Source organism: Nocardioides sp. GCM10027114, from assembly GCF_042659625.1.
Lineage (GTDB): Bacteria > Actinomycetota > Actinomycetes > Propionibacteriales > Nocardioidaceae > Nocardioides.
Genome location: NZ_JBHSSS010000013.1, coordinates 34,753 through 61,046, shown reverse-complemented (window position 1 = coordinate 61,046; position 26,294 = coordinate 34,753). Strand labels below are relative to the sequence as shown.

Genomic DNA, 26,294 nt, shown 5'->3' with positions numbered 1-26,294 from the left:
TAGACTCGCCCCCATGCCGTTCGAGCTCCCCGAGAACCTCCATCCCGACTGTGGCCCCGTCGCGTGGATGCTCGGCACCTGGCGCGGCAACGGGCACGGCGACTACCCGACGATCGACGCGTTCCAGTTCGGCCAGGAGCTGATCTTCACCCACGACGGGCGGCCGTTCTTCCACTACATGTCGCGGGCCTGGATCATCGACGACAAGGGCGAGAAGGTCCGCGACGCCGCGATCGAGACCGGCTTCCTGCGCTGCCGCCCCGAGGGCAAGGTCGAGCTGCTGCTCACGCACAACACCGGCTTCACGGAGGTCTGGTACGGCGAGGCCGACGGCGGCAAGCTCGACCTGACGACCGACGCGGTCGTCCGCACCGAGTCCGCCAAGGAGGTCACCGGCGGCAAGCGCCTCTACGGCAACGTCGAGGGCGACCTGCTCTACGCCTACGACATGGCCGCGGTCGGCCAGGCGCTGCAGCCCCACCTGTGGGCCCGGCTCCAGCGCGCGTAACCGGTGGTCGAGGTGCGAGCGGAGCGAGCCTCGAGACCCGGTGAGGGTCGCAGGGCATGAACGACTGGCGGGAGAAGCTCCGCGGCAGCGGCTACCGGCTCACGCCGCAGCGCGAGCTGATCCTGCAGGCGGTCGACCGGCTCGGCCACGCGACCCCCGACGAGGTCCTCGCGGAGGTACGCCGCCACTCGGCCGCCGTCAACGTCTCCACCGTCTACCGCACCCTCGAGGTGCTCGAGGAGCTCGGGCTGGTCCGCCACGCGCACCTGTCCGACCGGGCGCCGACGTACCACTCGGTCGGCGGCCACGAGCACTTCCACCTGGTGTGCCGGAATTGTCACCGCGTCGTGTCCGTTGACCCTGATGTGCTGCGGCCGCTGCTGGCGACGCTGCACGAGCAGCACGGCTTCGACGCCGACGTCGGGCACCTGACGGTCTTCGGCACCTGCGCCGAGGGCCGGGACTGCCGGCCCGACGTACCGTCGACGGAGTCGACCCAGACGCAGCCGACCGAGGAAGAGTGAGATGAGAAGCCCCCTGCTGGACCTGCCGGGCGCCGTCGCCGGCGACGGCGTCGACGCCGACGTGGCCGCCCACTACGGCTCGTTCAACACCGAGCAGCGCACGCTCGCCTCGGGCAGCGGGTTCGTCGACCTGTCCCACCGCGACGTCCTCCGCGTGACCGGCCCCGACCGGCTGACCTGGCTGCACTCGCTGACCACCCAGCACCTCACCGACCTGCCGCCGAAGCAGTGGACCGGCGTGCTGGTGCTCAGCCCCAACGGCCACGTCGAGCACGCGTTCTACGGCTTCGACGACGGCGAGACGTTCCTCGCCCACACCGAGCCCGGGCAGGGCGCCGCGCTGGTGGAGTTCCTCGACCGGATGCGGTTCATGATGCGGGTCGAGGTCGCGCTGGTCACCGACGAGCTCGCCGTCACCTGGCGGCCGCGGTCGACCGACGACGACGCGCCGGCGGCCACCGACTTCTACGCCCGCTACGAGCTCGTCCCGCGCGCCCAGCTGCCGGCGTACGCCGAGGCGGCGGGGCCGGCGTGCGGGCTGTGGGCGTTCGAGGCGCTGCGGATCGCGCAGGGCGAGCCGCGGCTGGGCCTCGACACCGACCACCGGACGATCCCCAACGAGGCCGGCTGGATCGGCTCGGCGGTCCACCTCGACAAGGGCTGCTACCGCGGTCAGGAGACGGTGGCCCGGGTGCACACGCTGGGCCGGCCGCCGCGCCGGCTGGTGCTGCTGCACCTCGACGGCTCCGAGAACCGGCTGCCCGCGGTGGGCGCGGAGCTGAAGCACGGCGACAAGGTCGTCGGCTTCGTCGGCACCTCCGCCCGCCACCACGAGCTCGGCCCGATCGCGCTCGGGCTGGTCAAGCGCAACGTCCCGGTCGACGCGACCCTCGAGGTCGACGGCATGCCGGCCGGCCAGGAGGTCGTCGTCGACCCCGAGGTCGGGCTGCACGTCCGGCCGAACCTGCGCTGAGCCGCCCCGCCCGGGTGCCGGCTCGCGCGCGTACCCCGGGCTCAGGCCTCCGGCCGCCGGTACATCACGTGGGTGTCCAGGTCGGCGTGGGTGAACCCGAGCTTGGTGTAGACCGCCTTGGCCGGCTCGTTGTCGGACTCGACGTAGAGGATGACCTCGTCGACGCCCTTGCCCGCCATGTGCTCGAGCCCGGCGAGGGTGAGCGCGCGGCCGACGCCGGTGCCCTGTGCCTCGGGGGCGACCCCGACGACGTACACCTCGCCGACCTCGGGCGAGTGCTGCTTGGTCCAGTGGAAGCCGACCAGGTGGCCGTCGCCGGAGTCGGCGACCAGCAGGCCGGTCGGGTCGTACCACGACTGCGCCATCCGGTCGGCGAGGTTGCCGGCGTCCATGGCGCCCTGCTCGGGGTGGTGGGCGAAGGCCTCGGCGTTGACGCGGATGAGCTCGTCCTCGTCGCCCGGCTCGAAGACGCGGATGATCGCTGCGTCGAGGGTCGGCACGACCGGGAGCTGCTCGCTGGTGAGGCGCCGCATCACCCACAGCTCGCGGACCCGCTCGAAGCCGTGCGCCTCCGCGAGCCGCGCGGCAGCCGGGTGGTCGGCGTGCGACCACGCCTGTAGCCCGGGGTGGTCCTGCTCGGCCAGCGCCTGCCCGAGCAGCCGCGCGCCGACGCCCTCGCCGCGGTGGTCGGGATGGACGCAGAGGCTGAGGTCGTCGCCGATCACGAGCGCGAAGCCCTCGTCGGTGACCCACTCGTGGACACCGATCCCGCGCCGGATCGCCAGCCACGTCGCCTCGTCGATGGGCGCGGCCCCGTCCGCCTGCTCGGCGGCCTCGGCGATCCGGTTGATGCGGTCGATGTCGCTCACCCGGTCCACCCTAGGAGCCGCGGGCAACGTCATACGTTCCGGTCGCTATACCGACCGGTTCGTATGACGTCCGGTGCGAGCCTCAGGCCCCGGCCTCGGAGTCCTCGCGCTCGGCCGCCTTCGGGTCGCCGCTGTCGGAGGCGCGGTCGCGGTCCTTGGCCGGGAGCACGAACCGGTAGCCGACGTTGCGGACGGTGCCGATGAGCGTCTCGTGCTCGGGGCCGAGCTTGGCCCGCAGGCGGCGTACGTGGACGTCGACCGTGCGGGTGCCGCCGAAGTAGTCGTAGCCCCACACCTCCTGGAGCAGCTGCTGGCGGGTGAAGACCCGGCCGGGGTGCTGGGCGAGGTACTTGAGGAGCTCGAACTCCTTGAACGTCAGGTCGAGGACGCGGCCGCCGATCTTGGCGGTGTACGTCGCGTCGTCGACGACGACCTCGCCGGTGCGGATGACGTGGGCGTCGGGGTCCTCGGCGACCCGCTGCGCGGCCAGCCGGCCGACGGCGAGCTTGATGCGCGCCTCGAGCTCGGCGGGCCCGCAGGTGTGGAGGACGACGTCGTCCATGCCCCAGTCGTGGGCGACGACCGAGAGCCCGCCCTCGGTGACCACGAGGAGCAGCGGCACGTCGGTACCGGTCATCCTGATGAGGCGGCACAGGTCGCGGGCGTGGGCGAGGTCCTGGCGGCCGTCGACGAGCAGCAGGTCGGCGTCCGGAGCGTCGATCAGGGCGCTGCCCTCGGCGGGCAGGATCTTGACCTGGTGGGCCAGCAGGCCGAGCGCCGGCACGACCTCCGCGCTCGGCTGGAGGGCGCTCGTGAGCAGCAGCAGGGTGCTCATGGGGCCTCCTCCCGGTTGCGCCGATACGGAAGGATATCGAGGCATGAGCGACGTCACGGGAGGTTCGGGCACGGGTGAGACGGCCGACACGGTCGTCGATGCTGCCGGCGCGGCCGGTGTCGTCACCGTGCGCTACTGGGCCTCGGCGCGCTGGGCGGCCGGCGTGGAGACCGACGAGGTGCCCGTCGACGGGCCGCTCTCGCTGGCCGAGGTGACCCGCCGGGCCGGTGCGCTGCACGACGGCACGCGGCTGCCGCAGGTGCTCTCGATCTGCTCGGTACTGGTCGGCGAGAAGCCGGCCGGGACGAACGACCCGGAGACCGTCACGGTCTCGCCGGGTGACCGCGTGGAGTACCTCCCGCCGTTCGCCGGCGGCTGATCCCGGCTTCCTGCCACGTGGCGTGCCGACGTCGGCCGGGGTCCGGGCACGCGCCGAGGGCCGCTCTCGGTGGGGGCGAGGAGCGGCCCTCGGCATCACGGGTGAGCGGCACCTCCCGCCGCGATGCCCAGGGGCGCGGCGAGGGGATGTCAGCGGCCGGATGAGGCGACCGGCCGCGGACCGCGCCGATGCGCGCTTCCCCCGTTCGAGGCCATGCAAGTGGATCCCGGGACGGAGGTCCCGGGATCCGGGATCTCTTTACCCAGGCCCCGGCGACTGGTCTGGACCGGCGTAACCAATCGTCGTTAAAGGCAACCGTCCTCCCCAAATTTGGGTAGAACGTCCCGGGACGTCCACCGGGGAGGGGTGGACGTCTTTCCACGGCCGCCTGTGGCCATCTAACCGGGAGGGGAAGAGAAGTGAAGAAGTCGACCAAGGGGGCTCTGGCCGCATCGGCCGCCGCGCTGCTGCTGCTGGGGGGTCTGGGCACGCAGGCGTCGTGGACCGACGGGCAGTCCATCGACAAGGCTGGTATCCAGAGCGGCAGGCTCGCCCTCGTGGATCCTGCCTGCCTGAAGTGGGAGCTGAAGGCCGACGCCAATGACCTCACGGCCACCGAGCTCACGCCCGATGCGCTCCAGGAGAACCTGCTCCCGGAGAAACTGGCCCCCGGCAACATTCTGACTCGTGTGTGCACCTTCACGGTGTCGGCCGAGGGACACGGCATCAAGGCGAACCTGCAGCTCGCCGCCCCGACCGTGTCGGGAGAGAACGCGCTGGCCACCCTTCTTCGAAACGGCAATGTGACGGCCGAGTACCACCGGGGTACAGACGCGATCAGTTCGGGTGCTGCTGTGGATAACGGCGACACGATCAAGGCAACGATCAAGGTGGTCCTGCCCACCGCAGCGGAGAACGCGACCCAGAATCTCGCGGCGACGCTCGACGCCATCACCGTCACGGTCAAGACGCCGACCAACCCGGCCTGACGGCCGGCAGGTTCCCAGCCAGGCGGTCCCGCGGCGACCTCGCCGCGGGACCGCCGGTGACTGCCATGGTGGACACAGCCTCGGACTCAGTCCTCGCCGGCGTACGCCGCGTCGGTGAGGTGGTCCTGCTCCTAGTCGTCGTGGGATCGGCGTTGGCCGCAGTGGTCATCCCGCGACTGGACGGCGCGCAACCGCTCGCCGTGACGACCGGCTCGATGTCGCCGGTGATGCCGCCGGGCACCCTCGTGGTGGTCCGGCCGGTGGAGGCCGCGGACATTGCCGTCGGCGACGTCATCACGTTCATGCCGCGCGAGAACGACCCGACGGTGGTCACCCACCGGGTGGTCAGCATCGGCTTCGACATGGGCGGAGAGATGGTCTTCGTGACGAAGGGGGACGCCAACGACGTCGCCGACCCGGCGCCGGTGCGCGAGATCCAGCTCGTCGGCAAGCGGTGGTACTTCGTGCCCTGGCTCGGCTACGTCACGACATTCCTGGATTCGCAGAAGCGGACAGTCGGAACGGTGCTGCTGGCCGGGGGCCTGCTGCTCTATGCGCTCGTCATGTTCGGGGGCGCGGCTCTTGACCGGGTGCGCCGGCCCGAGCGGCCCGAGGAGGAGGCGCAGCAGTCGGAGGCGCTCCTGGAGGTGGCTCGTGACTAGGGCGAGGACGACCCGCCGGGCTGCGGCGCGGCTGGTCGGTGGCCTGTCGGCGCTGGCGTTACTCGGGCTCGGCAGCGGGGAGACCCTGGCGGCCTGGACCGATGCCAAGTCGGTCCCGGGCGTGACGGTGCAGACCGGGCGGGTCGATGTCCTCGTGAACGGTGCGGACTCGATCACGGGGTTCGCAGGGCTCAGTCAGGATTGGTGGACCCCCGGCACCGTGCGCGCGGCCTCGCTGACCGTGCGCAACAACGGGAACCTTCCGGCCGCCTACTCGGTGGGGTTCGCCGGCAGCAACAGCGCTGTTCACGGGGCGCTGGAGCGCTCGGTTGTCGTGGGTGGCACTCCGAGCGGCACGGGTTGCTCAGGTGGCACCCCGGTCGGGGGCGCGCCGCTCGCGCCGGGGGCCAGCGAGTCGATCTGCGTCGAGGTGCGACTGAAGTCGAACGCGGAGACGTCGGTGGCGGGCAGGACCAGTGATCTCGGGATCACCGTCACCGGCTCGACCACCGCCGGCCACTGGTCCGACCCGGTGCCGGTCAACGGGACCCGGATCGCGACGCCGGCGATCAAGGCGCCCACCATTGCGTGCTCGGCACCGGTGCTGGGGCAGGTGACTGTCTCGTGGGGGGAAGTGCCGGGCGCGACTGGGTACCGCCTCTACGTAGCAGGTCTGCAGGTCGGCGATGATCTTGGATCAACAGCGAGAAGTGTGCAGATACCCACGCCACTGGGCCTGGTCAAGATGCGCGCCTTGTTCGGGTCGGGCACCTGGGAGTCCGATCTGTCGGCGGCCTGCTGATTCGACGTGGGCGCGCGGTGGGCCATGGCGTGGTAGCAATGAACGCCACAGCACTCCGTCGGGGAGCCCGACCGCAAAGGATTCCCATGCGCCGCACTGCCTTGGTCACGCTCACGCTGGTCGCCGTCGGCACCCTCGCCGGCTGCTCGGCCGATGCCGTCGACAAGACCGACGTCGAGGAGCAGATCTCGACCCAGCTCGAGGCCGAGGTCGGCCAGACCCCCGACCGGATCGAGTGCCCCGGCGACCTCGATGCCGAGGTCGGCGCGACGATGACCTGCCTGCTGTACGCCGGCGAGGACAACATCGACGTCGACGTCGAGGTGACCTCGGTCGACGGCGACGAGGTGAACTTCTCCATCCAGGTCGCCGAGGAGGTCAACTAGCGACCCCTCGCGCCGGCTCCGCGGGCAACTGGTGGCAGCTCGCGCCGTTTCGGGCGGCAACTGGTGGCAGCTCGGCGACCTGGAGGGATGAAGTGCTGGGCGGTTGAGGTGGGTCAGGCCTCGATCGCGGTGCGGCCGGCGTCGCCGGTGGTGACCTCGATCTTGCGCGGCTTGGCCTTCTCGGCGACGGGGACCTTCAGGCGCAGCACGCCGCCGTCGTACGTGGCCTCGATCTTGTCGAGGTCGAGGTTGTCGCCGAGGACGAGCTGGCGGCTGAACATGCCGCGGGGACGCTCGGAGGCGAGCATCTCCCAGTCGCCGTTGCGGGCGACCCGCTCGGCGCGGACGGTGAGCACGTTGCGCTCGACGTCGAGGTCGATGCTCTCGGGCGAGACGCCCGGCAGGTCGAACTCGATCACGAAGCTGTCGCCCTCGCGCCAGGCGTCCATCGGCATGACGGCGGGACGGTTGGTGGTGCCGAACATCTGCTGGGTCAGACGGTCGAACTCACGGAACGGGTCGGTGTTGCGGAGCAGCATCACGGTCTCCTCCTTCTCCTCTCGATCTGATGCCTTCGGGTGGGATAACCTGTATCCGCTGTTACATATTCCTTGTAGCGCGGGGGTCAGATGAAGTCAAGTGGCTGAGGGTCAAGTGGCTGAGAGGAGCCGGCCGATGGCAGCGAGCGACCGGGGGGTCTACGCCATCTCGGTGGCCGCCGAGATGGTCTCGATGCAGGTGCAGAACCTCCGCGTCTACGAACGGCGCGGCCTGGTCGAGCCCGACCGTACGCCGGGTGGCACCCGCCGCTACTCCCCGCAGGACGTGGAGCGGCTGCACCGGATCCGCGACCTGCTCGACGAGGGCCTCAACCTGGCCGGCGTCGCCAAGGTGCTCGAGCTCGAGGCCACGCTGGAGGCCCGGCTCGAGCGGCTGCGGCTGCTGGAGCGCGAGGTCGAGGAGCTGCGGGCGGCGGTCGGGCCGAAGCGCCGCCGCTGAGCCGCCGCGGCTGCCAGACTGGCGGCCGTGACCGCTCCTCCGGAGCCGCCGCCGCTCCGCACCCACCAGGCGCTCGCGCTCGACGCGCTGGCGCGGGCCTGGGACGCCGGGCGACGCCGGGCCTGGGTGGTGCTGCCGCCCGGGGCGGGCAAGACCCGGGTCGGCCTGGAGACGATCGGGGCGGCGCTCGCCGACGGGCCCGACCGGGTGGCGGCCCGCGCCGTGGTGCTCGCGCCCAACACCGCGATCCAGGCGCAGTGGGTCGCCCAGGCCCTCGCGCACGGCCTCGACGCCGGCACCGAGCGCGACCTCTCGGCCGCCGTCACCTGCCTCACCTACCAGTCCCTCGCGGTCTTCGACCCCGACGCCGAGGTCGCCGACGACCCCGAGGACGAGCCGGAGGTTCCGGTCGCCGCGGAAGCCGGTCCGGACGTGGAGTCGACGCCCAGCACCGTCCTGCTCGACCGGCTCCACCCCAACGGCCGCGACCTGGTCGCCCGGATGCAGCAGGTCGACGGGCTGCTGCTGGTGCTCGACGAGTGCCACCACCTGCTGGAGGTCTGGGGCCGGCTGCTCGGCGAGCTGCTGCACACCCTCGAGGAGGCCCGGGTCCTCGGGCTCACCGCAACCCCGCCGGACGCGCTGACCGCGGACCAGGCGGCACTGGTCCACGAGCTGTTCCGCGAGGTCGCCTTCCGCGCCGGGGTGCCGGCGGTGGTCAAGGAGGGCCACCTCGCGCCGTTCGCCGAGCTGGCCTGGCTGACCGCGCCCACCGCCCACGAGGCCCAGTGGCTGGCCTCGGAGGCCACCCGCTGGAGCGAGCTCACGACGTACCTCACCGACCCGGCGTTCGGGACCGTGCCGTTCCTGGAGTGGCTGCGGGTCCGGTTCGTCCAGCCCGTTCCGCACACCCGCACCTGGGCCGAGCTCGTCAAGGCCGAGCCGGTGCTCACCGCGGCCGCGCTGCGGCTCAGCCACGCCGGCCTGCTCGCGCTCCCCGAGGGTGCCAGGCTCACCGAGGAGCACCGCCGCGCCCCCGACGCCGCCGACTGGGTCGCGCTGCTCGACGACTGGGTGGTCACCCACGTCTCCCGTAGCGAGGACCCCCGTGACGCGGCGGTGCTGGAGTCGGTGCGGGCGGCGCTGCCGTCGGTGGGCTACCTCCTCACCAAGCGGGGGGTACGCCGCGGGCGGACGCCCGTCGACCGGGTGCTGGCGCGCTCCGCGGCCAAGACCACGGCCGCCGTCGAGATCGTCGCCCACGAGGTGGACCTGCTGGGACCGGGCGCGCGGGTGCTCGTGCTGTGCGACCACGAGCGCGCCTCGGCCACGCTGCCCACCGGCCTGCAGGGGGTCATCGACGCGCAGTCGGGCTCGGCGTACGCGACGGTGGAGGCGCTGGTCGCCGACCCGGCCACCGCCGACCTCGGTCCGCTGCTGGTCACCGGTCGCACCGTCGCCGGCGCGGCCACCACGCTGGCGGAGCTGGCCGAGTTCGTCGGCGAGCGGGTGCCCCGGCTGGCCGGCCGGCTCGAGGTCCGCGAGGGCGACGGCAAGGTCGCCGAGCTGGCCGGGCCGTGGACGTCGCGCGCCTGGGTCGGACCCGTGACGGAGTTCTTCGAGGAGGGCCGCTGCCAGGTGCTGGTCGGCACCCGCGGCCTGCTGGGCGAGGGCTGGGACGCCCGTCGGATCACCGGACTCGTCGACCTCACCACCGCCACCACACTCACCGCGGTGGTGCAGACCCGCGGCCGCGCGCTGCGCACCGACCCCGCGTGGACGGAGAAGGTCGCGGTCAACTGGACGGTCGTGTGCGTCACCGAGGACCACCCGACCGGCGGCAAGGACTGGGCGCGGCTGGTCCGCAAGCACGAGGGGTTCCACGGCGTCGACGACGACGGCGACATCGTCGACGGGGTGGCCCACATCGACCCCGCGTTCTCGCCCTACGCGCCGCCGCCGGTGGCCGACTTCGACGCGCTCAACGCCCGGATGCGGGTCCGCGCCGCGGGCCGGGACGAGGTGCGCGACCGGTGGCGGGTGGGGGAGCCGTACCGCGACCAGGTCGCTGCCACCCTCCGGATCGTCTCGCCGGCTGCGGCTCCTGCGGTGGACCAGCCGGAGGCCACGGTGACCCGGCTCGCGCTCACCCCGGCCCCGCTGGCCGCGCACGCCGAGGGGATCGAGGTGCGCGACCCGGCCGTGCAGCCGCCGCCGCGGGTCACCGGCTGGCGCGGCGCGCTGGTGGCCGCCGCGAGCTGGCCCCTCACCCGCCCCGAGCGGGCGGCCGCGCTGCGCGACTGGGTCACCTCCTACGCCGACGCGGCCACCGCCACCCCGTCGCTGGGCCGGGTCGCCGCCGCGGTCGCCGACGCGCTCCACGCGGCCGGGCTGACCGGCGCCGGTGCGGACGCGGTCGTGGTCGAGGTCCACCCCGGCGGAGAGCACCGCTGCCGGCTCGACACCGGCGGTGCCGCCACGGAGGAGGACGCCGCGGCCTTCGCCACCGCCCTCGACGAGGCGCTCGCGCCGGTCGCCGTGCCGCGGTACGTCGTGTCCCGGTACGCGCTGTCCGGCCCGCCCGGGCTGCGCCGGACGCCGCGGACCCGCGGCGGGGCGTTGGCCGCCCTGCGCGGCGTACGCCCGGACGGGGAGGTGTGGCACCCGGTCCCGGCGGTCCTCGGCGTCAACGCCAAGCGGGCCGGCGCCTACCGGGAGGCCTGGACCCACTGGATCGGCGGCGGCCGGCTGCTCTTCACCGGTTCGCCCGAGGGCGCCGGCGTGCTCGCCGCCCAGCAGGGCGCCGACCCGTTCGCGGCGACCACCGTGCTGCGCCGGCACTGGCTGTGAGGTGACGGCGGTGACGCGGGCGGGAATGAGTGCGGGCGCCGCAGCGTTGGGCGCGACATGACCGCCGGAGCCTGGGTGCTGCTCGTCGCCGTCGTGGGCGCCATCGCCTTCGGCGTCTACCGCGCCGCCGTCGACGGTCGCTTCCGCGGCACCCACCCCGTCCGCGGCGCATCCGGTGGAGACGAAGCCGGTGGATCCGGTGGTCGAGCCATATCCGGTGGTCGAGGTGCGAGGCGCCCCGGCGCCGAGCCTCGAGACCCCAGCACCGACGCAGGGCCGGAACCCTCGCCCCTGCTGATGCAGGCCATCGACCACACCCTCGGCGAGACGGCCACCTTCGTGCAGTTCTCGTCCGCCTTCTGCGCGCCCTGCCGCGCGACCCGCCGGATCCTGCACGACGTCGCCGAGATCGTGCCCGGCGTGGTCCACCACGAGATCGACGCCGAGCACCACCTCGACCTCGTCCGGCACGTCGGCGTGCTGCGGACCCCGACCACGCTGGTCCTCGACGCCCGTGGGGCCGAGGTCGCCCGCGCCAGCGGGGCGCCGACCAAGGCGCAGGTGCTGACACAGCTGGCTTCCCTCGCCTGACCGCTTCGACAGGGGTATGGTCGGGACCATCCAGGCGGGCGTCCAGAAACCGGCGTTCCGACCCGGACATGGGCGTCGGGGGACGCCCCGAGTCGACTCGGGTGTGCTCATGGTTGGGGACTTCGATCGCGATCTGACCGCGATCTGGAGGTGGTGCCGACCTCGGAGATGCTGGCGGCGCACCACCATCCGGACGACCTTGCCAAGGTCCAGGACGTGGTGCTCGACGCCCTCGAGGAGGGTGGGCTGTTCACCTCGTACCACCGCATGATCGACAGCCAGAGCCGGACGCACCACGTCCGTGTGGTCGGTGAGACCATCACCAACACCGACGGTGACGTCGCCTGGTTGCGGGGGTACGTCGTGGGCGTCAGCGAAGTCCGCCGCGACGAGATCGAGGCGTCCATCGCTCCGGCCGTCGAGGGGGCCACCCGCCACCGCGCGGCGATCGAGCAGGCGAAGGGCGCGCTGATGCTCGCCCGCGGGGTCGACGCCGACACGGCGTTCGGGATCCTGCGCCGCTGCTCGCAGCGCGCCAACCTCCGCGTGAACGTCCTCGCGGAGCGGCTCGCCGACCTCCTCGCGACGGCAGAGTCCGGCGACACGGACCTGGTCGGCCTGCTCGCGAGGGCCGCGGGGCTCCCGGACGACGAGCTGAGGGCGCTGGCGGAGCCGGCGTCCCTCGAGCGCTGACGCGGCCGGGGTGCGCTCATGGGCGAGATCCTGTGTGACCGCAGACTGGTCGCGCGCCAGTCCGGGCTGGTCGGTGTGTACGTGTGGCGGGTCCGTCAGGACCGCTGGTGGTGGTCGGAGGACCTGTACCGGATCCACGGCTTCGAACCGGGTGAGGTCGTGCCGACGACCTCGCTGCTGGTCGCCCACCAGCACCCGGACGACCTCGTCAAGGTCTGGGGTGCGATCGGTGGCGCGCTCCGCGATGGCGGTCCCTACAGCTGCTACCACCGGATCCTCGACAGCGACCGGCGTACCCGCAACGTCGTCATGGTCGGCGAGGCGACCGCCGACGACGACGGCGACGTGATGTGGATGCGGGGGTTCGTCGTCGACCTGACCGAGCAGCGCCGCCACGATCTGCAGGTCTCGATCACGGAGGCGGTCGAGGGCGCGACCCGCCACCGCGCGGCGATCGAGCAGGCGAAGGGCGCGCTCATGCTCACCTACGGCCTCGACGCGGAGACGGCGTTCGAGGTGCTGCGCCGCTGCTCCCAGCGCGCCAACGTCAAGCTCAGCCTCCTGGCCGAGCGACTGACCGGCCTGTTCACCTACGGGCGAGGTGGTGAGGGCGACCTGCTCGACCTGATCGCGATCTCCGCGCAGCTCCCGGAGGACGAGGTGCGCGCGCTCGCCCTCCCGCAGGAGTCGCTGGGTCCCTGACCTCCCGCCCGGGAATGGAGCGGCCGGTCTCGTGGTTGCGGCAGTCGTGACCAGCCGCGCCGTCCCGCCGCCGTACGGGCGAGGCGTGGCGTGATGTCCACCATGTGGATCGGCGTCTCGCCATTCGAGAACCCGATTCTGCGGGTGGGGGCCGGCACCCCTACTCTGATCCCCATGCCGACGACCATGCTGACCAAGCGCCGGGCAGTGGACCACTGCCGCGTGCGGTCGTCGCTGTGTCGAATGTCCTGACGGGACGCGTCACCCTCGCCACGCCGTCCGCCGGATCGCCTCGCTGATCCTGCGTCGACCCGGGCGGAGTCCCTCCTCGCGCTGCTGCGCACCGTGACGCTCCCGTGCCCTGCCCGCACGCCCGCACCAGGACCCGCAGGAGAGACATGACCACGCTCAGCCACACCGGCGCCACCGCCGGCAGACCAGCCGCCGCGGCGGCGCAGGTCGACCCGCGCGGCCAGCGCTTCGCGGCCGCCGTCACGACCGTCGTGCTGGCGGCGGTGCTGCTGCTGGCGCCGAGCCCGGCCGCGGTCGCGCTGCTGGCCGTGCAGACCGCGCTGTTCGCGCTCGCCGCCGGCCTCGGGGTGCAGCGCACCCCGCACGCCTGGGCCTACCGGACCCTCGTCCGGCCCCGCCTCGGCCCGCCCGCCGAGCTCGAGGACGCCGCCCCGCCGCGCTTCGCGCAGGCCGTGGGCCTCGCCTTCGCCTCCGTCGCGCTCGTCGGGTTCCTGACCGGCGCCACCCTCATCGGCCTCGTCGCGACCGGCTTCGCCCTCGCCGCCGCCCTCCTCAACGCCGCCTTCGGCTTCTGTCTCGGCTGCGAGATGTACCTGCTCCTCAAGCGGGCCACCACCCGCTGATCCGGTGGTTGAGGTGCGAGGCGCTCCAGCGCCGAGCCTCGAAACCCCGTGAGTGAACTACCGACCGCAACCGACGGCGGTCGAGCCCGTCGAGACCTGCTCCCGACCACAGACACCACACAGAGAACGTCCCACAGAAGAGAGAAGAGATCACCATGAGCCGCGAGAACTCCCTCGTCTCCGCCCAGTGGGTGGAGGACCACCTCGACGACGACAAGGTCGTCCTGATCGAGGTCGACGAGGACACCACCGCCTACGACAAGGGCCACATCCGTGGCGCCATCAAGCTCGACTGGACGACCGACCTGCAGGACCAGGTCCGCCGGGACTTCGTCAACAAGGAGCAGTTCGAGGCGCTGCTGTCCGAGCGCGGCGTCGCCAACGACGACACCGTCGTGCTGTACGGGGGTAACAACAACTGGTTCGCCGCCTACGCCTACTGGTACTTCACGCTCTACGGCCACCAGGACCTCAAGCTCCTCGACGGCGGCCGCAAGAAGTGGGAGCTCGACTCCCGCGAGCTCGTCGACGAGGTGCCGACCCGCGAGAAGACGTCGTACACCGCGCAGGAGCAGGACCTCGCGATCCGCGCCTTCCGCGAGGAGGTCGTGGAGGCCATCGGTGCGCAGAACCTGGTCGACGTCCGCAGCCCCGACGAGTACGCCGGCCGGCTGCTCGCCCCGGCCCACCTGCCGCAGGAGCAGGCGCAGCGCGCCGGCCACATCCCGACCGCGGCGAACGTCCCGTGGTCGAAGGCGGCCAACGACGACGGCACCTTCAAGTCCGACGACGAGCTGAAGCAGATCTACACCGAGGCCGGCGTCGACTGGGGCAAGGACACCATCGCCTACTGCCGCATCGGCGAGCGCTCCTCGCACACCTGGTTCGTCCTCAAGGAGCTGCTCGGCCAGGACAACGTCAAGAACTACGACGGCTCGTGGACCGAGTACGGCTCCCTCGTCGGCGTCCCCGTCGCCCTCGGCGACGAGCCCGGCCAGCCCTGATCGATACCGGTGGTTGAGGTGAAGCGGACCTGACGTACGTCGGTCGAGCTCGTCGAGACCAAACCCCGTAGGGCGAACGCAGACCTCAACCATCGGCGGTCGAGCCCGTCGAGACCCCAGAACTTTCAAGGAGAAACACATGTGCGGAGCAACAGAGGGCGGTCTCAGCCTGGACGGCGTGAACGTCGCCAAGGAGGCCGTCGTGCAGGGTCAGGTCCTGCGGGACGGCGAGCCCGTCGGGAACGCCTACGTGCGGCTGCTCGACCGGACCGGCGAGTTCACCGCGGAGGTGCCCACCAGCGCCACCGGCCACTTCCGGTTCTTCGCAGGCGAGGGCGAGTGGACGCTGCGGACCCTGGCCCCCAAGGCCGACGTCGTCGACAAGAAGGTGCACGCCCAGGTCGGCTCGGTCGCCGAGGTCGTCATCCCGATCTGACCCCGACTGTCGCAGGGCGGTGACCGACGCCGGTCGAGCCCGTCGAGACCCCGGCCGGGTGTCACCGGTGGTTGAGGTGCGAGGCGCTCCGGCGCCGAGCCTCGAAACCCCCGCACCGACGCAGGGCCTGAACCGGCTCCTCCTCACGCAGGAGGGGCCGGTTCTGCGTCCGCGTGCGACGATGCGCGCTCCGAGAACGGGGGACGCATGGTCATCGAGGTCTACTTCCGGGCGACGCCGTGGGCGCTCCCCGTCACGGCGGTGGCCCTCGTGCTCAGCCTGCTGTGGCGCCGGCCGCTTGGCCTCGTCGCCTGGATGACCCGGTCGGCCTGGCCGATCCTGGCCGCCGTGGCGGTGCCGTTCCTGGCCGAGGGCGTGCAGTGGCTGCTACCGCCGCTGGGTCGCGCCGCCTTCCTCTTCGCCGACATCGTCGCGAACTGGATCGGCGTGGTGCTCGGTGCGCTGCTGGCCGCTGCCGTGGCGCTGGCTGGCCAGACGTCGGATCGTCGGGTCTCGGCGGGCACAGCCGGCGTGGGCTGAGGCCCTGCTCAGGTGCGGGGGGTCTCGAGGCTTGGCGCTGGAGCGCCTCGCACCTCGACCACCGGTGCCACCTGTCGACAGCGGGGAGGTTCTGGCGCACCCGGTGCGCCGTTCCTTCCCCGATCCCGCCCGGCTGGTAGGTCAGCGACGGTGCGGATGCGCTTGATGTCGCCTGGGCAGACTCGTACCGTGACCGTCTTCCTCGCCTGGACCTCCGCCGAGCCGCCGGACGACCTGCCCGGGCCGTGGCAGGAGGTACGCCGAGCGGCTCCCGGCCTGCTGCTCGTCGAGAGCAACGACACGCTGTCGCGGGTCTACCACGAGCTCAAGTGGTCGCTGCCCGACGGAACCGCGCTCATGGTGGTCCCGCTGCAGGACCGCCCGAAGCTCAAGGGGCTGGCCGACGGCACCCAGACCTGGCTGCGGGACCGGTTGCCGCGCTGATCCGGTCTCGACGGGCTCGACCGGCGTGGGTTGAGGGCCCTGCCTCGACCACCGGTGCCACGCGGCGTGCGAGCTTGCAGTTGTGCGTAACCGCAGGTCTCCGGGGGCTGGGAACCTGCGATTGCGCACACGGTCACCAATGGCATCACGCCGGGAAACAGCGGGGGTCTCGACGGGCTCGACCGGCGTGGGTTGAGGGCCCTGCCTCGACCACCGGTGCCACGCGGCGTGCGAGCTTGCAGTTGTGCGTAACCGCAGGTCTCCGGGGGCTGGGAACCTGCGATTGCGCACACGGTCACCACTGGCATCACGCCGGGAAACAGCGGGGGTCTCGACGGGCTCGACCGGCGTGCGTTGAGGGCCCTGCCTCGACCACCGGTGCCACGCGGCGTGCGAGCTTGCAGTTGTGCGTAACCGCAGGTCTCCGGGGGCTGGGAACCTGCGATTGCGCACACGGTCACCAATGGCATCACGCCGGGAAACAGCGGGGGTCTCGACGGGCTCGACCGGCGTGGGTTGGGGCCCTGCCTCGGGTGCGGGGGCCTCGAGGCTCGGCGCTGGCGCGCCTCCCCGATCTCACCGGGCTGGCGGGTCAGCGGACGGTGCGGATGAGCTTCTTGTTGACGAACTCGTCCATGCCGGCGCGGCCGAGCTCGCGGCCGAAGCCGGAGCGCTTGATGCCGCCGAAGGGGAGCTCGGCGCCCTCGGCGCCGACGCCGTTGACGAAGACCATGCCGGCCTCGATGCGGTCGGCGACCCGCTGCGCCTGGTCGGGGTCGGTGGTGAAGACGTAGGAGCCCAGGCCGTACGGCGTGTCGTTGGCGATCCGGACCGCGTCGTCCTCGTCCTCGGCGGCGAACACCATCGCCACCGGGCCGAAGAGCTCCTGGCGGGCGGACGCGTGCTCAGTGGTCAGCCCGGTGAGGACGCCGGCCGGGAAGTGCGCCCCGTCGCGCTGGCCGCCGCCGACGAGCGTGGCGCCCTCGGCGACGGCCGCCTCGACCTGGGCAGCCAGCGTCTCGGCGGCAGCCACCGACGACAGCGGCGCCCCCGTCGCAGCACCGACCAGCCGCTCCGAGAAGCGCGCGACGAACGCGTCGTACAGGTCGCGGTGCACCACGAACCGCTTGCCCGCGTTGCAGGCCTGGCCGGTGTTGTCGAGGCGCGCCGCGACGGCCGCCTCGACGACCTCGTCGAGGTCGTCGGCGGACAGCACGACGAACGGGTCCGAGCCGCCGAGCTCGAGGACCACCTTCTTCAGGTGGCGTCCGGCCAGCTCGGCGACGGCGGCACCGGCGCGCTCCGAGCCGGTCAGCGAGACGCCCTGCACGCGCGGGTCGGCGATGAGAGTCGCGACCTGGGCGTGCGTGGCGTAGAGGTTGACGTAGGCCCCGGCGGGGAAACCGGCGTCGGTGAAGATCCGCTCGAGCGCCGCCGCCGACTCGGGGCACTGCTCGGCGTGCTTGAGCAGGATCGTGTTGCCGGTCGCGAGGTTCGGGGCCGCGAACCGGGCGACCTGGTAGGCCGGGAAGTTCCACGGCATGATCCCGAGCAGCACGCCCAGCGGCGCCCGCCGGACGACCGCGGTGCCCGGGCCGGAGGTGACCTCGAGGACCTCGTCGGCGAGGAACTCCTCGGCGTGGTCGGCGTAGTACTCGTAGATGTCGACGCAGAAGTCGACCTCGCCCTCGGCCTCCTCGAGCGGCTTGCCCATCTCGCGCACGATGGTCGCGGCCAGGTCGTCGCGGCGCTCCCGGTGCAGCCCGGCCACCCGGCGCAGCAGCGCCGCCCGCTCGGCGACGGCGGTGCGCCGTCCCCACGCCGACGCCTCGTGCGCCAGGGCCAGCGCCGCCGCCACCTCCTCGTCCGTGGCGAACGGGTGGGTGGCGACCACCTCCCCGGTGGCCGGGTCGGTGACGGCGTACGGCGCGGGGCTGGTCGGGGCGCCGGTCTGGGCGCTGGTCGGGGCGTCGGCGTGGGTGAGCGTCATGGACGAGGACCTCTCGGGAGTCGGAGCAGGGGTAGGGCTCAGTGGGTCGGCGCGGCCACCGGGGCCGGCTCCTCCGCGGGGGCCTCGCCGAGCCGGCTGGTCCACTCGGCCATCACTGCCGGGTCGGTGGGCCGGGTGAGCAGGCTGGCCACCACGAAGGAGATGGCGCTCGCGGCGAGGCCGTAGTAGATCGGCTCGTTGGCGAGCACGTCGCCGACGGCGGCCATGGTGCCGAGGGTGACGGCCGTGCCGGTCGCCATCGACCACAGCGCGCCGGCCGCGGTGGCGCGCTTCCACAGGAACCCGCCGAGGATCGCGACCAGCAGGCCGCCGACGAGGATGTCGTAGGCGATGGTCAGCGCCGCGACCACGTCGTCGAGCATCGAGGCGAGCGCGATCACGGCGATGCCGAGGACGACGACGTACATCCGGTTGGAGTGGACGTCGTGGCCCGGGTCCGTGCCCTCCGCGGCCTCGACGGCGACGGGACGGCCGAGCAGGCGGGAGGCCATCGGGGCGACGTCGTTGCGGGCCACCGTGGCGGTCGCGATCAGGGCCCCGGAGGCCGTGGACATCATGGCGGCGACCGCGGCGGCGAGCACGATCCCCGCGATCCCGGCGGGGAGGATCCCCTCGGCGACCTGGGCGTAGACGTCGTCGCTGTTCTCGGTGGAGACGAACGTCGAGGCGGCGGTGCCGATGAGGGCGCCGGCGACGCCGTACAGCAGGCAGTAGACGCCGGAGGCGGTGCCGCCCCAGCGGGCGACCTCGGGGGAGCGGGCGGTGAAGACGCGCTGCCAGATGTCCTGCCCGATCAGCATGCCGAAGGTGTAGATGACGAAGAGCGTGATGATGGTGTCGGTGCCGATGGCGGTGAGGTCGAACGCGGTCGAGGCGGCGCGCTCCCGGATGCCGTCGAGTCCGCCGGCGTGGCTCCAGGTGAAGGGCAGCAGCAGGAAGAAGATGCCGACGGTCTGGATGACGAACTGCACCATGTCGGTGATCGTGATCGACCACATGCCGCCGATCGCGGAGTAGGTCATCACCACGGCGCCGCCGATGATGATCGACGTCGTGCGGCCGGTGCCGAAAAGCACGTTGAGCACGGTCGCGTAGGCGATCGTCGAGGTCACCGAGAGCATCAGCGTGTAGGCGACCATCACCAGGCTGGACGCGCCGGTCGCGCCGCTGCCGTAGCGCAGCTTCAGCATCTGGGCGACGGTGTAGACCTTGAGCCGCTGGATCCGGCCGGCGAACGCGGCGCTGAGGAGGAGGACGCCGACCGCGATCGCGACGACGAGCCACATGCCCGACAGGCCGTAGGTGTAGCCGAGGCCGACGCCGCCGACGGTCGAGGCGCCGCCGAGCACGAGCGCGGACATCGTGCCGGTGTAGAGGACCGGGCCCAGCCGACGACCCGCGACGAGGAAGTCGGCGGTGTCCTTGGTGCGGGTCTTGCCCCACCAGCCGAAGGCCAGCATGGCGGCCAGGTAGACGAGGATGATGGCGATGTCCATGACGGACTCCTTGGTGACGACGGCGAGCTCAGTGACTCACACGTGGGTGGGCGCGAACATGCGCAGGTGGGTCGGCAGCACCACCACTGCCGGGCCCGGGGTCTGGAAGGTGCCGGCGACGACGTCGCCGACGGTCCCGGGGGTCGCCGCGTGGGCGGGGACACCGAAGGACTCGGCGAGCGCCACGAAGTCGGGGCGGGCGAGCTCGGTGGCGGTGGCGGCCCCGAAGGTCTCGGTCATGTACTCGCGGAGGATCCCGTAGCCGCCGTCGTCGACGACCAGCCAGGTGACGTCCGCGTCGTGCTGGCGGGCGGTGGCGAGCTCGGCGATCGAGTACATCGCGCCGCCGTCGCCGGAGACGGCGAGGGTACGCCGGCCGGTGCCGACGGCCGCCCCGAGCGCGGCGGGGAAGGCGAGCCCGAGCCCGCCGGAGGCCTGCGCGGAGTGGAAGCCGCCCTCGCGCGGGTCCCAGGCCGACCATGCCCAGTAGCCGGCGATGGTCATGTCCCAGAAGGTCTCCGCGTCGGCGGGGACCGCGGCCCGCAGGTCGGCGAGCAGCGCCTGCTCGGTGGTCAGCTGCTGCTCGGCGAGCCGGGCCTCGACCCGGGATCGCAGCCCGGCGGCCACCTCGGCGCCCGGTACGACCGGTCGTGGGGTGTGGTCGGCGAGTGCCTCGGCGAGGTCGCGCAGCGCGGCGCCCGCGTCGGCGTGGACGCCGAGCACCGCGTGGTTGGAGCCGAGGACCCGGGCCTCGGCGTCGACCTGGAGCACCCGGCCGCGCGGCGCGAAGGTGAAGTAGTTGCTGGTGACCTCGCCGAACGACGTCCCGACGGCGAGCAGCACGTCGGCGTCCTCGAGCAGGTCGGTGGTGTGCCGGTCCTCGATCCAGGAGGCCGCGCTCAACGGGTGGGAGAACGGGATCGCGCCCTTGCCGCCGGGGGTCGACACGACGGGGGCGTCGAGCGCCTCGGCGAGCGCGACGAGGGCCGCGGCGCCGTCCGCCGACCGGCGCACGCCGCCGCCGGCGAGCAGCACCGGCCGCTCGGCCGCGGCGAGCAGCCCGGCCGCCTCGGCGACCACCTCGGGTCGCGGCCGGCGCGGCGCGGGCGCCCCGGCGGACAGGGTGGTCACCGGCGGCACCGTCGCGGTGGCGAGCAGCACGTCCTCGGGGACCTCGACCCAGGTCGGGCCGGTGGGCGCCTCCAGCGCGGCGGCCCAGGCGTCGGCGAGGGTGCCGGGGATCTGCGCGGCGTCGCGGACGGTGAAGGTCCGCCTGGTGACGTTGCGGGCGCTGGCCTGCTGGTCGTCGAGCTGGTGCAGGAAACCCTTGCGGGCGCCGCCGAGCCCGGCGCGTGGGATCTGGCTGGTGACGACGAGCAGTGGCACGCAGGCGGCGTACGCCTCCTGGAGGGCGCCGAGCGCGGTGAGCGCGCCGGGGCCGGTGGAGAGGAAGACGACGCCGACCTCGCCGGTGGCGCGGGCGTAGCCGTCGGCGGCGAAGACCGAGTTGTTCTCGACCCGCGAGGAGACGAAGGTCAGGTCGCTGCGGCGGATCGCGTCGAAGAGGCCCAGCGCGTGCTGGCCGGGGATCCCGAAGACGTGGTTGGCGCCCAGCGCGGTGAGGCTCTCGACGACGACGTCGCCGCCGTTGCGGACGTCAGCCACGGTCGCCCCCGTCGAGGGAACCGGTGGACGAGCCGTGCTGCAGCGCCAGCAGCGACACCAGCTCGTACGCCGTGTGGGAGGCGGCGACGCCGGTGAGCTCGGCGTGGTCGTAGGCCGGGGCGACCTCGACCACGTCGGCGCCGACGATGTTGAGGCCCGCGAAGCCGCGCAGGATCTCGAGCAGCTCCCGGCTGGTCATGCCGCCGGCCTCGGGGGTGCCGGTGCCGGGGGCGTGGGCCGGGTCGAGCACGTCGATGTCGACGGAGACGTAGACCGGGCGGTTGCCGAGCCGCTGCCGGAGCCGGTCGACGACCTCGTCGGCGCCCTGCCGGTAGACGTCGGCGGAGGTGACGATGCCGAAACCGAAGCGGCGGTCGTCCTCGAGGTCCTTGGGGCCGTAGAGCGGGCCGCGGGTGCCGACGTGGGAGAGCGCCTCGGTGTCGAGGATCCCCTCCTCGACGGCCCGCCGGAACGGGGTGCCGTGGGTGTACTCGGCGCCGAAGTAGGTGTCCCACGTGTCGAGGTGGGCGTCGAAGTGGACCAGTGCGACCGGGCCGTGCCGTTCGGCGGCGGCGCGCAGCAGCGGCAGCGCGATGGTGTGGTCGCCGCCGATGGTGACCAGGCGGGTGCCGTCGGCGGTGAGGTCGAGGGCGGCCGCCTGGACGGTGTCGATGGCCTCGTTGATGTTGAACGGGTTGGCGGCGACGTCGCCGGCGTCGACGACCTGGGCGGTCTCGAACGGCGACACGTCCAGCGCCGGGTTGTAGGGGCGCAGCAGGCGGGAGGACTCGCGCACGTGCGCCGGGCCGAAGCGCGCGCCGGGCCGGTAGGAGACGCCGGTGTCGAACGGGACCCCCACCACGGCGATGTCGGCGCGCTCGACCTGGTCGCGCCGGGGGAGCCGGGCGAAGGTCGCGGGCCCGGCGAAGCGCGGGGTCAGCGAGCTGTCGACGGGGCCGATCGGGCGGGCCGTGTCGAGGGCGGGTTCGGTGGCGGTCACCGGGTCCTCCTGCGGTGGGGGTGTGGTGGCGGTCACCCTAAGGACCGGCGAACGGCCGTGACAAGCAGTTCGTGACGCCCACCGACCGTCAGTATGCAGTTGTGCCTGCGATATCTGTCCATCTGGTCGTCTGGTGCGATCCAATAGCCTGCAGGTGAATGATGTGACGGCGACGGGAGGCCGAAATGATGGCGAGAAAAATCGGCGAGCCGGTGCTCGACCCGACCGACGAGGCCATCATCCGGCTGCTCGAGGAGGACGGCCGGCTGGCCCACCGCGAGATCGCAGCCCGCGTCGGGCTCTCCCGGTCGGCGACCGCGGGCCGGGTGCAGCGCCTGCTGGGCGAGGGCCTGGTCGACGTCCGCGGCGCCGCCCACCCGGCGGTGCTCGGGCACGATGCGCTGGCCCACGTCGCGGTGGCGGTGCGCGGGCCGGCGGCCCGGGTGGCGGACGCGATCGCCGCCCGCCCCGACACGACGTTCGTCTCGCTGGTGTCGGGACCGCACGCGGTGGTGGCCGAGCTGCGGGCAGCCACGGTCGCCGAGATCGATGCCGCGGTCGCCGACGTCCGGTCGACACCGGGGGTGGGTTCGGTCGAGACGCTCGTCTACACCGAGGTGCTGCGCGACGTGGCCGGCCCGGTCGGCCAGGTCGACCCCGCCACCGCCGACCTCGACGCCACCGACTACGCCCTGCTGCGGGCGCTGCAGGAGGACGGCCGGGCGTCGTACGTCGACCTGGCCGGCCGGGTGGGGCTCTCGCCGGCCGGCGCCCGGCGCCGCGTGGTGCGTCTGCTCGAGGGCAACGTGGTCCGGGTCGGCGCGGTGGTCCGCCACTCCGGGAGGGAGCGGCGGACCGCCACGGGCGTCGGGCTGCGGCTGGAGGGCGCGGGCCGTGAGGTGGGCGAGGCGCTCGCCGGACACCCGTCGGTGGTCTTCGTGGCCCGCACCCTGGGGCGCTACGACCTGCTGCTGACGGTCAACACCGCCACGGCCGGTGACCTGGTCGACACGCTCGACCACCTGCGCGCCCTGCCCGGCGTGCGCCAGGCCGAGACCTGGAGCCACCTGCGCTTCGTGAAGGAGACCTATGCCTCGCTCCGGCTGGGCGAGGGGATCACCAGGAGGACTTGGTGATCCCCGGTAGCTCGCCGCGGTGGGCGAGGGTGCGCAGGTTGATGCGCGAGAGCCCGACCTTGCGGAGGTAGCCGCGGGGGCGGCCGTCGACCTGGTCGCGGTTGCGGACGCGCACCGGGCTGGCGTCGCGGGGGAGCCGCGCGAGCGCCCGGACGGCGGCGTCGCGCTCCTCGGGCGTCGCGGCGGTGCGGACCGCCTCCTTGAGGGCGGCACGCCGCTCGGCGTACCGCGCGGCGGTCTGCTTGCGGCGCTCGTTGGCCGCGATCTTGGACTGCTTGGCCATCAGCGCTCCTCCTTGAAGTCGACGTGCCGCCGGATCTTCGGGTCGTACTTGCGGAGCACGAGCCGGTCGGGGTCGTTGCGGCGGTTCTTGCGGGTCACGTAGGTCGTGCCGGTGCCGGCGGTGGACCGCAGCTTCACGATCGGGCGCAGGTCGTTGCCACGCCTGGCCATCAGAGCCGTCCTTCCCGGGCGACGATGTCGGCGACGACCGCCTCGATGCCGCGGCGGTCGATGGTCTTGATGCCGCGGGCGCTGACCCGAAGCGTGACGTGGCGGCCCAGGCTCGGCACCCAGTAGCGCTTGGACTGGACGTTCACGTCGAAGCGGCGCTTGGTGCGCCGGTGCGAGTGGGAGACGTGGTGGCCGAAGCCGGGGGCGGCGCCGGTCACCTGGCAGGTGCGGGACATGACGGGTCCTTCTGGGTCTGTGCGGGAGGTCAGGGGGTCAGCCCTGGCGGGCCTTGAGCCGGGGGTTCGTCTTGTTGATCACGTAGATCCGGCCGCGGCGGCGCACCACCTGCGAGCCGGGCTGCTTCTTCAGGGAGCGGATGGAGTTGCGGACCTTCACGGGTCCTCCTTCGGGGGAGTGGGTGGGTGTCAGCGGCTGCCGTAGGGCAGCAGCGCCATCTCGCGGGCGTTCTTGACCGCGCGGGCGACCATCCGCTGTTGCCGCGGCGTGATGCCGGTGGTCCGCGGGGAGCGGATCTTGCCGCGGTCGGAGATGAACGTGCGCAGCAGCGCGACGTCCTTGTAGTCGACGTGCTCGACGTCGGGGGCCAGCAGCGGGGCGCGGCGCTGGCGGCCGGCGGCGGGCTTCGCCACCTTGACCCGCCGGCTCATCGGGGGGCTCCGGTCGCCGGGTCGACGTACCCGCGCTGGACGGCGCGGACGAGCTGCCGCGGGACGTGGAAGGTCTGCCCGTCGACGGTCACGGGGACGAGGTCGGCCGGGGTCGCCTTCCACTGCGAGCGGCGGTGCCGGGTGTTGCTGCGCGACGTACGTCGCTTGGGGACGGCCATGGGGATGCTCCTGTTCGTGCGGGGTGGCTGGTGGCTGAACGGGGGGTCAGGCGGCGTCGCGGATGTCGCCGAGCCACGGCTCGAGGCCGTCCTCGAGGACGTGCCAGCGGCGCTGGTCCCGCCACTCCTCGGGAGTGACGAGCAGCTCCTCGAACGCCTCGACGAGCGGGGTCGGGGTGACGCCGACGCCGGTGAGGACCAGGCGCGTCATCGGCACACGCCGGCCCCACGCGCTGTGGTGGCCGATGCTGAGCTGGCCGCCGGCGCCGCCCCACTCCTGGATGGCGTCGGGCCGGGTGGGCAGCCAGAAGCAGCCGCGGGAGCGGTGCCGGCCGGTGCCGAGCCGCTCGATCTGGTCGAGCAGCCGGCCGGGGTGGAACGGGCGCGGCGAGGACAGATCGAGCCGCCAGGCCCTGCTGTCGCCGAGCGGCGGCACGTCCAGGCCGAGGATCGGCGAGGCCCACGCGGTGGTGCGCAGGTGCTGGTGGGAGGAGTCGGTGAGCACCTGCGGGTCGAGCTGGTCGGCGCCGAGCACGACCGGCACGTCGGGCCGGGCCAGCGCCCGGACCAGGTCGGTGCCCTCGCGGCCGGGGTCGCCGTCGAGGACCAGCACGTCGGCGTACTCGATCTGGGCGCAGGCGACCTCGCCGAGGCCGCGCTCGTCGTCGGGGTTGGAGTGGACGCCGTGCTCGTGGAGCAGGTCGTCGCTGAGCAGGTGGTCGACGAGGCGGTCGCTGCCGGCGGCGGTGACGACGCCGGCGAGCCTCAGGTGGCGGGCGAGCCGGGTGTCGCGGGTGAGGGCGGTGGCGAGCCGGTCGGCCTCGGTGGCGGCGGGCAGGCAGGACACGATCGTGCTCCAGCGGCCGGCGCGGGCGAGCCGCTCCAGCGTGGGCAGGATGTCCTCGCGCAGCGCGCAGGTGACGCAGGCGTGCTCGAGGGCGACCTCGTGCCGCTCGAGCAGGCCGCTGGAGTCGCTGACGACCCGGGTGAGGACCTGCGACTCGGGGTCGATGGTGTGGCGGACGGCGACGGCGTTCGGCAGGTCCCAGGCGAGGCCGACCATCACGCCGTCCATGGCGTCGGGGTCGACCCCGGTGACGACGACGAGCGGGGTCCTCATGCCCGGCTCCCGTAGCGGCGCTGGAACGCCTCGACCCGGCCCTCGCTGTCGAGGGTGCGGGCGGTGCCGGTCCAGAAGGGGTGGCTCTCGCTGGAGATGTCGACGTCGACGAGCGGGTACGTCGTGCCGTCGACCTCGACCGTCCTGCCCGACTGCCCGGTGGCCCGGCCCGCGAGGGTCGACCGCACGACCAGGACCGTGCCGGTGGAGCGGTCCCGGAAGGCGACCGGTGCGTACTCGGGGTGGATGCCCTGCTTCATCGTCGTGTCCTTTCCCGGCACGAGCCGGTATGCGAATGAGAATCGTTCTCATTATGCACGACGAGGCGGGACCTTCGGCGCCCCCGTCCCGGAAACGGCCGCGCGCGGCGCCGCGGGCCTGCCATGCTGCGCTCGGCCTCGACGACGCGGCCACACAGTCATCTCGGGGGGATGGTCAGGGGGACGGTCCTATGCACGGCTCGGCGCGATCTGCACCGCAACCGGATGTCAGCTACCGACGCGGC

General features: G+C 72.9%; 34 protein-coding genes. 19 read left to right on the top strand and 15 right to left on the bottom strand.

Annotated features, from left to right (window positions below; genetic code table 11):
- Positions 1–13: 13 nt before the first annotated feature.
- Genes ACFP2E_RS07330 through ACFP2E_RS07320 form a run of 3 tightly spaced genes read left to right on the top strand, consistent with a single transcriptional unit; the run spans position 14 to position 2,005 of the window.
- A complete protein-coding gene (locus tag ACFP2E_RS07330) occupies positions 14–508 on the top strand; it encodes an FABP family protein (RefSeq protein ID WP_378524747.1) in 495 nt (164 codons plus the stop codon).
- 56 nt (positions 509–564) lie between these two features.
- Entirely contained in the window at positions 565–1,032 is a 468-nt protein-coding gene (locus tag ACFP2E_RS07325; protein ID WP_378524746.1) for a Fur family transcriptional regulator, read from the top strand.
- A 1-nt stretch (position 1,033) separates the two neighbouring features.
- Entirely contained in the window at positions 1,034–2,005 is a 972-nt protein-coding gene (locus ACFP2E_RS07320) for a YgfZ/GcvT domain-containing protein (RefSeq protein ID WP_378524745.1), read from the top strand.
- A 41-nt stretch (positions 2,006–2,046) separates the two neighbouring features.
- Here ACFP2E_RS07320 and mshD read toward each other — a convergent pair whose 3' ends face one another.
- Together mshD and ACFP2E_RS07310 are read right to left on the bottom strand one after the other, a co-directional pair.
- Positions 2,047–2,874 carry a mycothiol synthase gene (gene mshD / locus ACFP2E_RS07315; protein ID WP_378524744.1) on the bottom strand — a complete coding sequence of 276 codons (828 nt, stop codon included), beginning with the start codon at positions 2,872–2,874 and terminating at the stop codon, positions 2,047–2,049.
- Between the two features lie 82 nt (positions 2,875–2,956).
- Positions 2,957–3,709: a winged helix-turn-helix domain-containing protein gene (locus tag ACFP2E_RS07310; protein ID WP_378524743.1), complete on the bottom strand. Its 753-nt coding sequence runs from the start codon at positions 3,707–3,709 to the stop codon at positions 2,957–2,959.
- Positions 3,710–3,752: 43 nt separating this feature from the next.
- Between ACFP2E_RS07310 and ACFP2E_RS07305 the strand changes: the two genes are divergently transcribed.
- The 5 genes from ACFP2E_RS07305 (at position 3,753) to ACFP2E_RS07285 (ending at position 6,927) form a co-directional block, all read left to right on the top strand.
- Complete coding sequence (locus ACFP2E_RS07305) at positions 3,753–4,088, top strand: MoaD/ThiS family protein (protein ID WP_378524742.1); 336 nt, start codon at positions 3,753–3,755, stop codon at positions 4,086–4,088.
- A 419-nt stretch (positions 4,089–4,507) separates the two neighbouring features.
- Positions 4,508–5,077 (top strand): alternate-type signal peptide domain-containing protein, encoded by a 570-nt coding sequence (locus ACFP2E_RS07300; protein ID WP_378524741.1) that lies wholly within the window; start codon positions 4,508–4,510, stop codon positions 5,075–5,077.
- A gap of 65 nt (positions 5,078–5,142) precedes the next feature.
- Positions 5,143–5,739: a signal peptidase I gene (locus tag ACFP2E_RS07295; RefSeq protein ID WP_378524740.1), complete on the top strand. Its 597-nt coding sequence runs from the start codon at positions 5,143–5,145 to the stop codon at positions 5,737–5,739.
- The gene (locus ACFP2E_RS07290) at positions 5,732–6,541 is read left to right on the top strand and encodes a SipW-dependent-type signal peptide-containing protein (RefSeq protein ID WP_378524739.1); all 810 of its coding nucleotides are present in this window, start codon (positions 5,732–5,734) and stop codon (positions 6,539–6,541) included. Before ACFP2E_RS07295 ends, ACFP2E_RS07290 begins: the two co-directional genes overlap by 8 nt.
- Positions 6,542–6,627: 86 nt before the next feature.
- Complete coding sequence (locus ACFP2E_RS07285; protein ID WP_378524738.1) at positions 6,628–6,927, top strand: DUF4333 domain-containing protein; 300 nt, start codon at positions 6,628–6,630, stop codon at positions 6,925–6,927.
- A gap of 113 nt (positions 6,928–7,040) precedes the next feature.
- Here ACFP2E_RS07285 and ACFP2E_RS07280 read toward each other — a convergent pair whose 3' ends face one another.
- Positions 7,041–7,466: an Hsp20/alpha crystallin family protein gene (locus tag ACFP2E_RS07280; RefSeq protein WP_378524737.1), complete on the bottom strand. Its 426-nt coding sequence runs from the start codon at positions 7,464–7,466 to the stop codon at positions 7,041–7,043.
- A 136-nt stretch (positions 7,467–7,602) separates the two neighbouring features.
- Here ACFP2E_RS07280 and ACFP2E_RS07275 point away from each other — a divergent pair, with 136 nt between their 5' ends.
- The 10 genes from ACFP2E_RS07275 to ACFP2E_RS07230 all read left to right on the top strand — a co-directional run bounded on the left by ACFP2E_RS07275 (position 7,603) and on the right by ACFP2E_RS07230 (position 16,061).
- Positions 7,603–7,926: a MerR family transcriptional regulator gene (locus ACFP2E_RS07275; protein WP_378524736.1), complete on the top strand. Its 324-nt coding sequence runs from the start codon at positions 7,603–7,605 to the stop codon at positions 7,924–7,926.
- A gap of 27 nt (positions 7,927–7,953) precedes the next feature.
- Complete coding sequence (locus ACFP2E_RS07270; RefSeq protein WP_378524735.1) at positions 7,954–10,776, top strand: DEAD/DEAH box helicase family protein; 2,823 nt, start codon at positions 7,954–7,956, stop codon at positions 10,774–10,776.
- A 297-nt stretch (positions 10,777–11,073) separates the two neighbouring features.
- Positions 11,074–11,367: a thioredoxin family protein gene (locus tag ACFP2E_RS07265; protein ID WP_378524734.1), complete on the top strand. Its 294-nt coding sequence runs from the start codon at positions 11,074–11,076 to the stop codon at positions 11,365–11,367.
- 150 nt (positions 11,368–11,517) lie between these two features.
- Positions 11,518–12,060, top strand: a complete 543-nt coding sequence (locus tag ACFP2E_RS07260; protein ID WP_378524733.1) for a PAS and ANTAR domain-containing protein — start codon at positions 11,518–11,520, stop codon at positions 12,058–12,060.
- Between the two features lie 18 nt (positions 12,061–12,078).
- Positions 12,079–12,762, top strand: a complete 684-nt coding sequence (locus ACFP2E_RS07255; protein ID WP_378524732.1) for a PAS and ANTAR domain-containing protein — start codon at positions 12,079–12,081, stop codon at positions 12,760–12,762.
- Positions 12,763–13,160: 398 nt separating this feature from the next.
- Positions 13,161–13,637, top strand: a complete 477-nt coding sequence (locus ACFP2E_RS07250; RefSeq protein WP_378524731.1) for a DUF4395 domain-containing protein — start codon at positions 13,161–13,163, stop codon at positions 13,635–13,637.
- Positions 13,638–13,792: 155 nt separating this feature from the next.
- Positions 13,793–14,641, top strand: coding sequence for a sulfurtransferase (locus ACFP2E_RS07245; protein WP_378524730.1), 849 nt, complete (start codon positions 13,793–13,795; stop codon positions 14,639–14,641).
- A gap of 139 nt (positions 14,642–14,780) precedes the next feature.
- Positions 14,781–15,077, top strand: a complete 297-nt coding sequence (locus tag ACFP2E_RS07240) for a DUF1416 domain-containing protein (protein ID WP_378524729.1) — start codon at positions 14,781–14,783, stop codon at positions 15,075–15,077.
- Positions 15,078–15,284: 207 nt separating this feature from the next.
- Positions 15,285–15,617 carry a hypothetical protein gene (locus tag ACFP2E_RS07235; RefSeq protein WP_378524728.1) on the top strand — a complete coding sequence of 111 codons (333 nt, stop codon included), beginning with the start codon at positions 15,285–15,287 and terminating at the stop codon, positions 15,615–15,617.
- Positions 15,618–15,806: 189 nt separating this feature from the next.
- Positions 15,807–16,061, top strand: coding sequence for a hypothetical protein (locus tag ACFP2E_RS07230; protein WP_378524727.1), 255 nt, complete (start codon positions 15,807–15,809; stop codon positions 16,059–16,061).
- Positions 16,062–16,653: 592 nt separating this feature from the next.
- Here the strand turns inward: ACFP2E_RS07230 and ACFP2E_RS07225 are convergent.
- From ACFP2E_RS07225 to speB, 4 genes are read right to left on the bottom strand one after another with little or no spacing between them, the layout of a single operon-like run.
- Positions 16,654–18,051, bottom strand: a complete 1,398-nt coding sequence (locus ACFP2E_RS07225) for an NAD-dependent succinate-semialdehyde dehydrogenase (RefSeq protein WP_378524726.1) — start codon at positions 18,049–18,051, stop codon at positions 16,654–16,656.
- Positions 18,052–18,089: 38 nt separating this feature from the next.
- On the bottom strand, positions 18,090–19,568 hold the full coding sequence (locus ACFP2E_RS07220) for a sodium:solute symporter (RefSeq protein ID WP_378524725.1): 1,479 nt from the start codon (positions 19,566–19,568) through the stop codon (positions 18,090–18,092).
- A gap of 36 nt (positions 19,569–19,604) precedes the next feature.
- A complete protein-coding gene (locus ACFP2E_RS07215; RefSeq protein ID WP_378524724.1) occupies positions 19,605–21,233 on the bottom strand; it encodes a thiamine pyrophosphate-binding protein in 1,629 nt (542 codons plus the stop codon).
- Positions 21,226–22,233 (bottom strand): agmatinase, encoded by a 1,008-nt coding sequence (gene speB / locus ACFP2E_RS07210; protein WP_378524723.1) that lies wholly within the window; start codon positions 22,231–22,233, stop codon positions 21,226–21,228. Before speB ends, ACFP2E_RS07215 begins: the two co-directional genes overlap by 8 nt.
- A 188-nt stretch (positions 22,234–22,421) precedes the next feature.
- Here speB and ACFP2E_RS07205 point away from each other — a divergent pair, with 188 nt between their 5' ends.
- On the top strand, positions 22,422–23,369 hold the full coding sequence (locus tag ACFP2E_RS07205; protein ID WP_378524722.1) for an Lrp/AsnC family transcriptional regulator: 948 nt from the start codon (positions 22,422–22,424) through the stop codon (positions 23,367–23,369).
- On the opposite strand, the gene rpsN is transcribed toward ACFP2E_RS07205, so the two are convergent.
- Genes rpsN through ACFP2E_RS07165 form a run of 8 tightly spaced genes read right to left on the bottom strand, consistent with a single transcriptional unit; the run spans position 23,350 to position 26,049 of the window.
- Entirely contained in the window at positions 23,350–23,652 is a 303-nt protein-coding gene (gene rpsN, locus ACFP2E_RS07200; protein WP_378524721.1) for a 30S ribosomal protein S14, read from the bottom strand. The two genes, ACFP2E_RS07205 and rpsN, sit on opposite strands and share 20 nt — an antisense overlap.
- Positions 23,652–23,822: a 50S ribosomal protein L33 gene (rpmG, locus tag ACFP2E_RS07195; RefSeq protein ID WP_378524720.1), complete on the bottom strand. Its 171-nt coding sequence runs from the start codon at positions 23,820–23,822 to the stop codon at positions 23,652–23,654. The genes rpsN and rpmG overlap by 1 nt, the downstream gene beginning before the upstream one ends.
- Positions 23,822–24,058, bottom strand: coding sequence for a 50S ribosomal protein L28 (gene rpmB, locus ACFP2E_RS07190; RefSeq protein ID WP_378524719.1), 237 nt, complete (start codon positions 24,056–24,058; stop codon positions 23,822–23,824). Before rpmB ends, rpmG begins: the two co-directional genes overlap by 1 nt.
- Before the next feature lie 37 nt (positions 24,059–24,095).
- The gene (ykgO, locus tag ACFP2E_RS07185) at positions 24,096–24,218 is read right to left on the bottom strand and encodes a type B 50S ribosomal protein L36 (protein ID WP_378524718.1); all 123 of its coding nucleotides are present in this window, start codon (positions 24,216–24,218) and stop codon (positions 24,096–24,098) included.
- A gap of 29 nt (positions 24,219–24,247) precedes the next feature.
- Positions 24,248–24,490, bottom strand: a complete 243-nt coding sequence (gene rpsR / locus ACFP2E_RS07180; RefSeq protein WP_378524717.1) for a 30S ribosomal protein S18 — start codon at positions 24,488–24,490, stop codon at positions 24,248–24,250.
- The gene (rpmF, locus tag ACFP2E_RS07175; protein WP_378524716.1) at positions 24,487–24,669 is read right to left on the bottom strand and encodes a 50S ribosomal protein L32; all 183 of its coding nucleotides are present in this window, start codon (positions 24,667–24,669) and stop codon (positions 24,487–24,489) included. The genes rpsR and rpmF overlap by 4 nt, the downstream gene beginning before the upstream one ends.
- A 46-nt stretch (positions 24,670–24,715) precedes the next feature.
- Positions 24,716–25,789 carry a CobW family GTP-binding protein gene (locus tag ACFP2E_RS07170; RefSeq protein WP_378524715.1) on the bottom strand — a complete coding sequence of 358 codons (1,074 nt, stop codon included), beginning with the start codon at positions 25,787–25,789 and terminating at the stop codon, positions 24,716–24,718.
- A complete protein-coding gene (locus ACFP2E_RS07165; RefSeq protein ID WP_378524714.1) occupies positions 25,786–26,049 on the bottom strand; it encodes a type B 50S ribosomal protein L31 in 264 nt (87 codons plus the stop codon). The genes ACFP2E_RS07170 and ACFP2E_RS07165 overlap by 4 nt, the downstream gene beginning before the upstream one ends.
- Between the last annotated feature and the right edge of the window lie 245 nt (positions 26,050–26,294).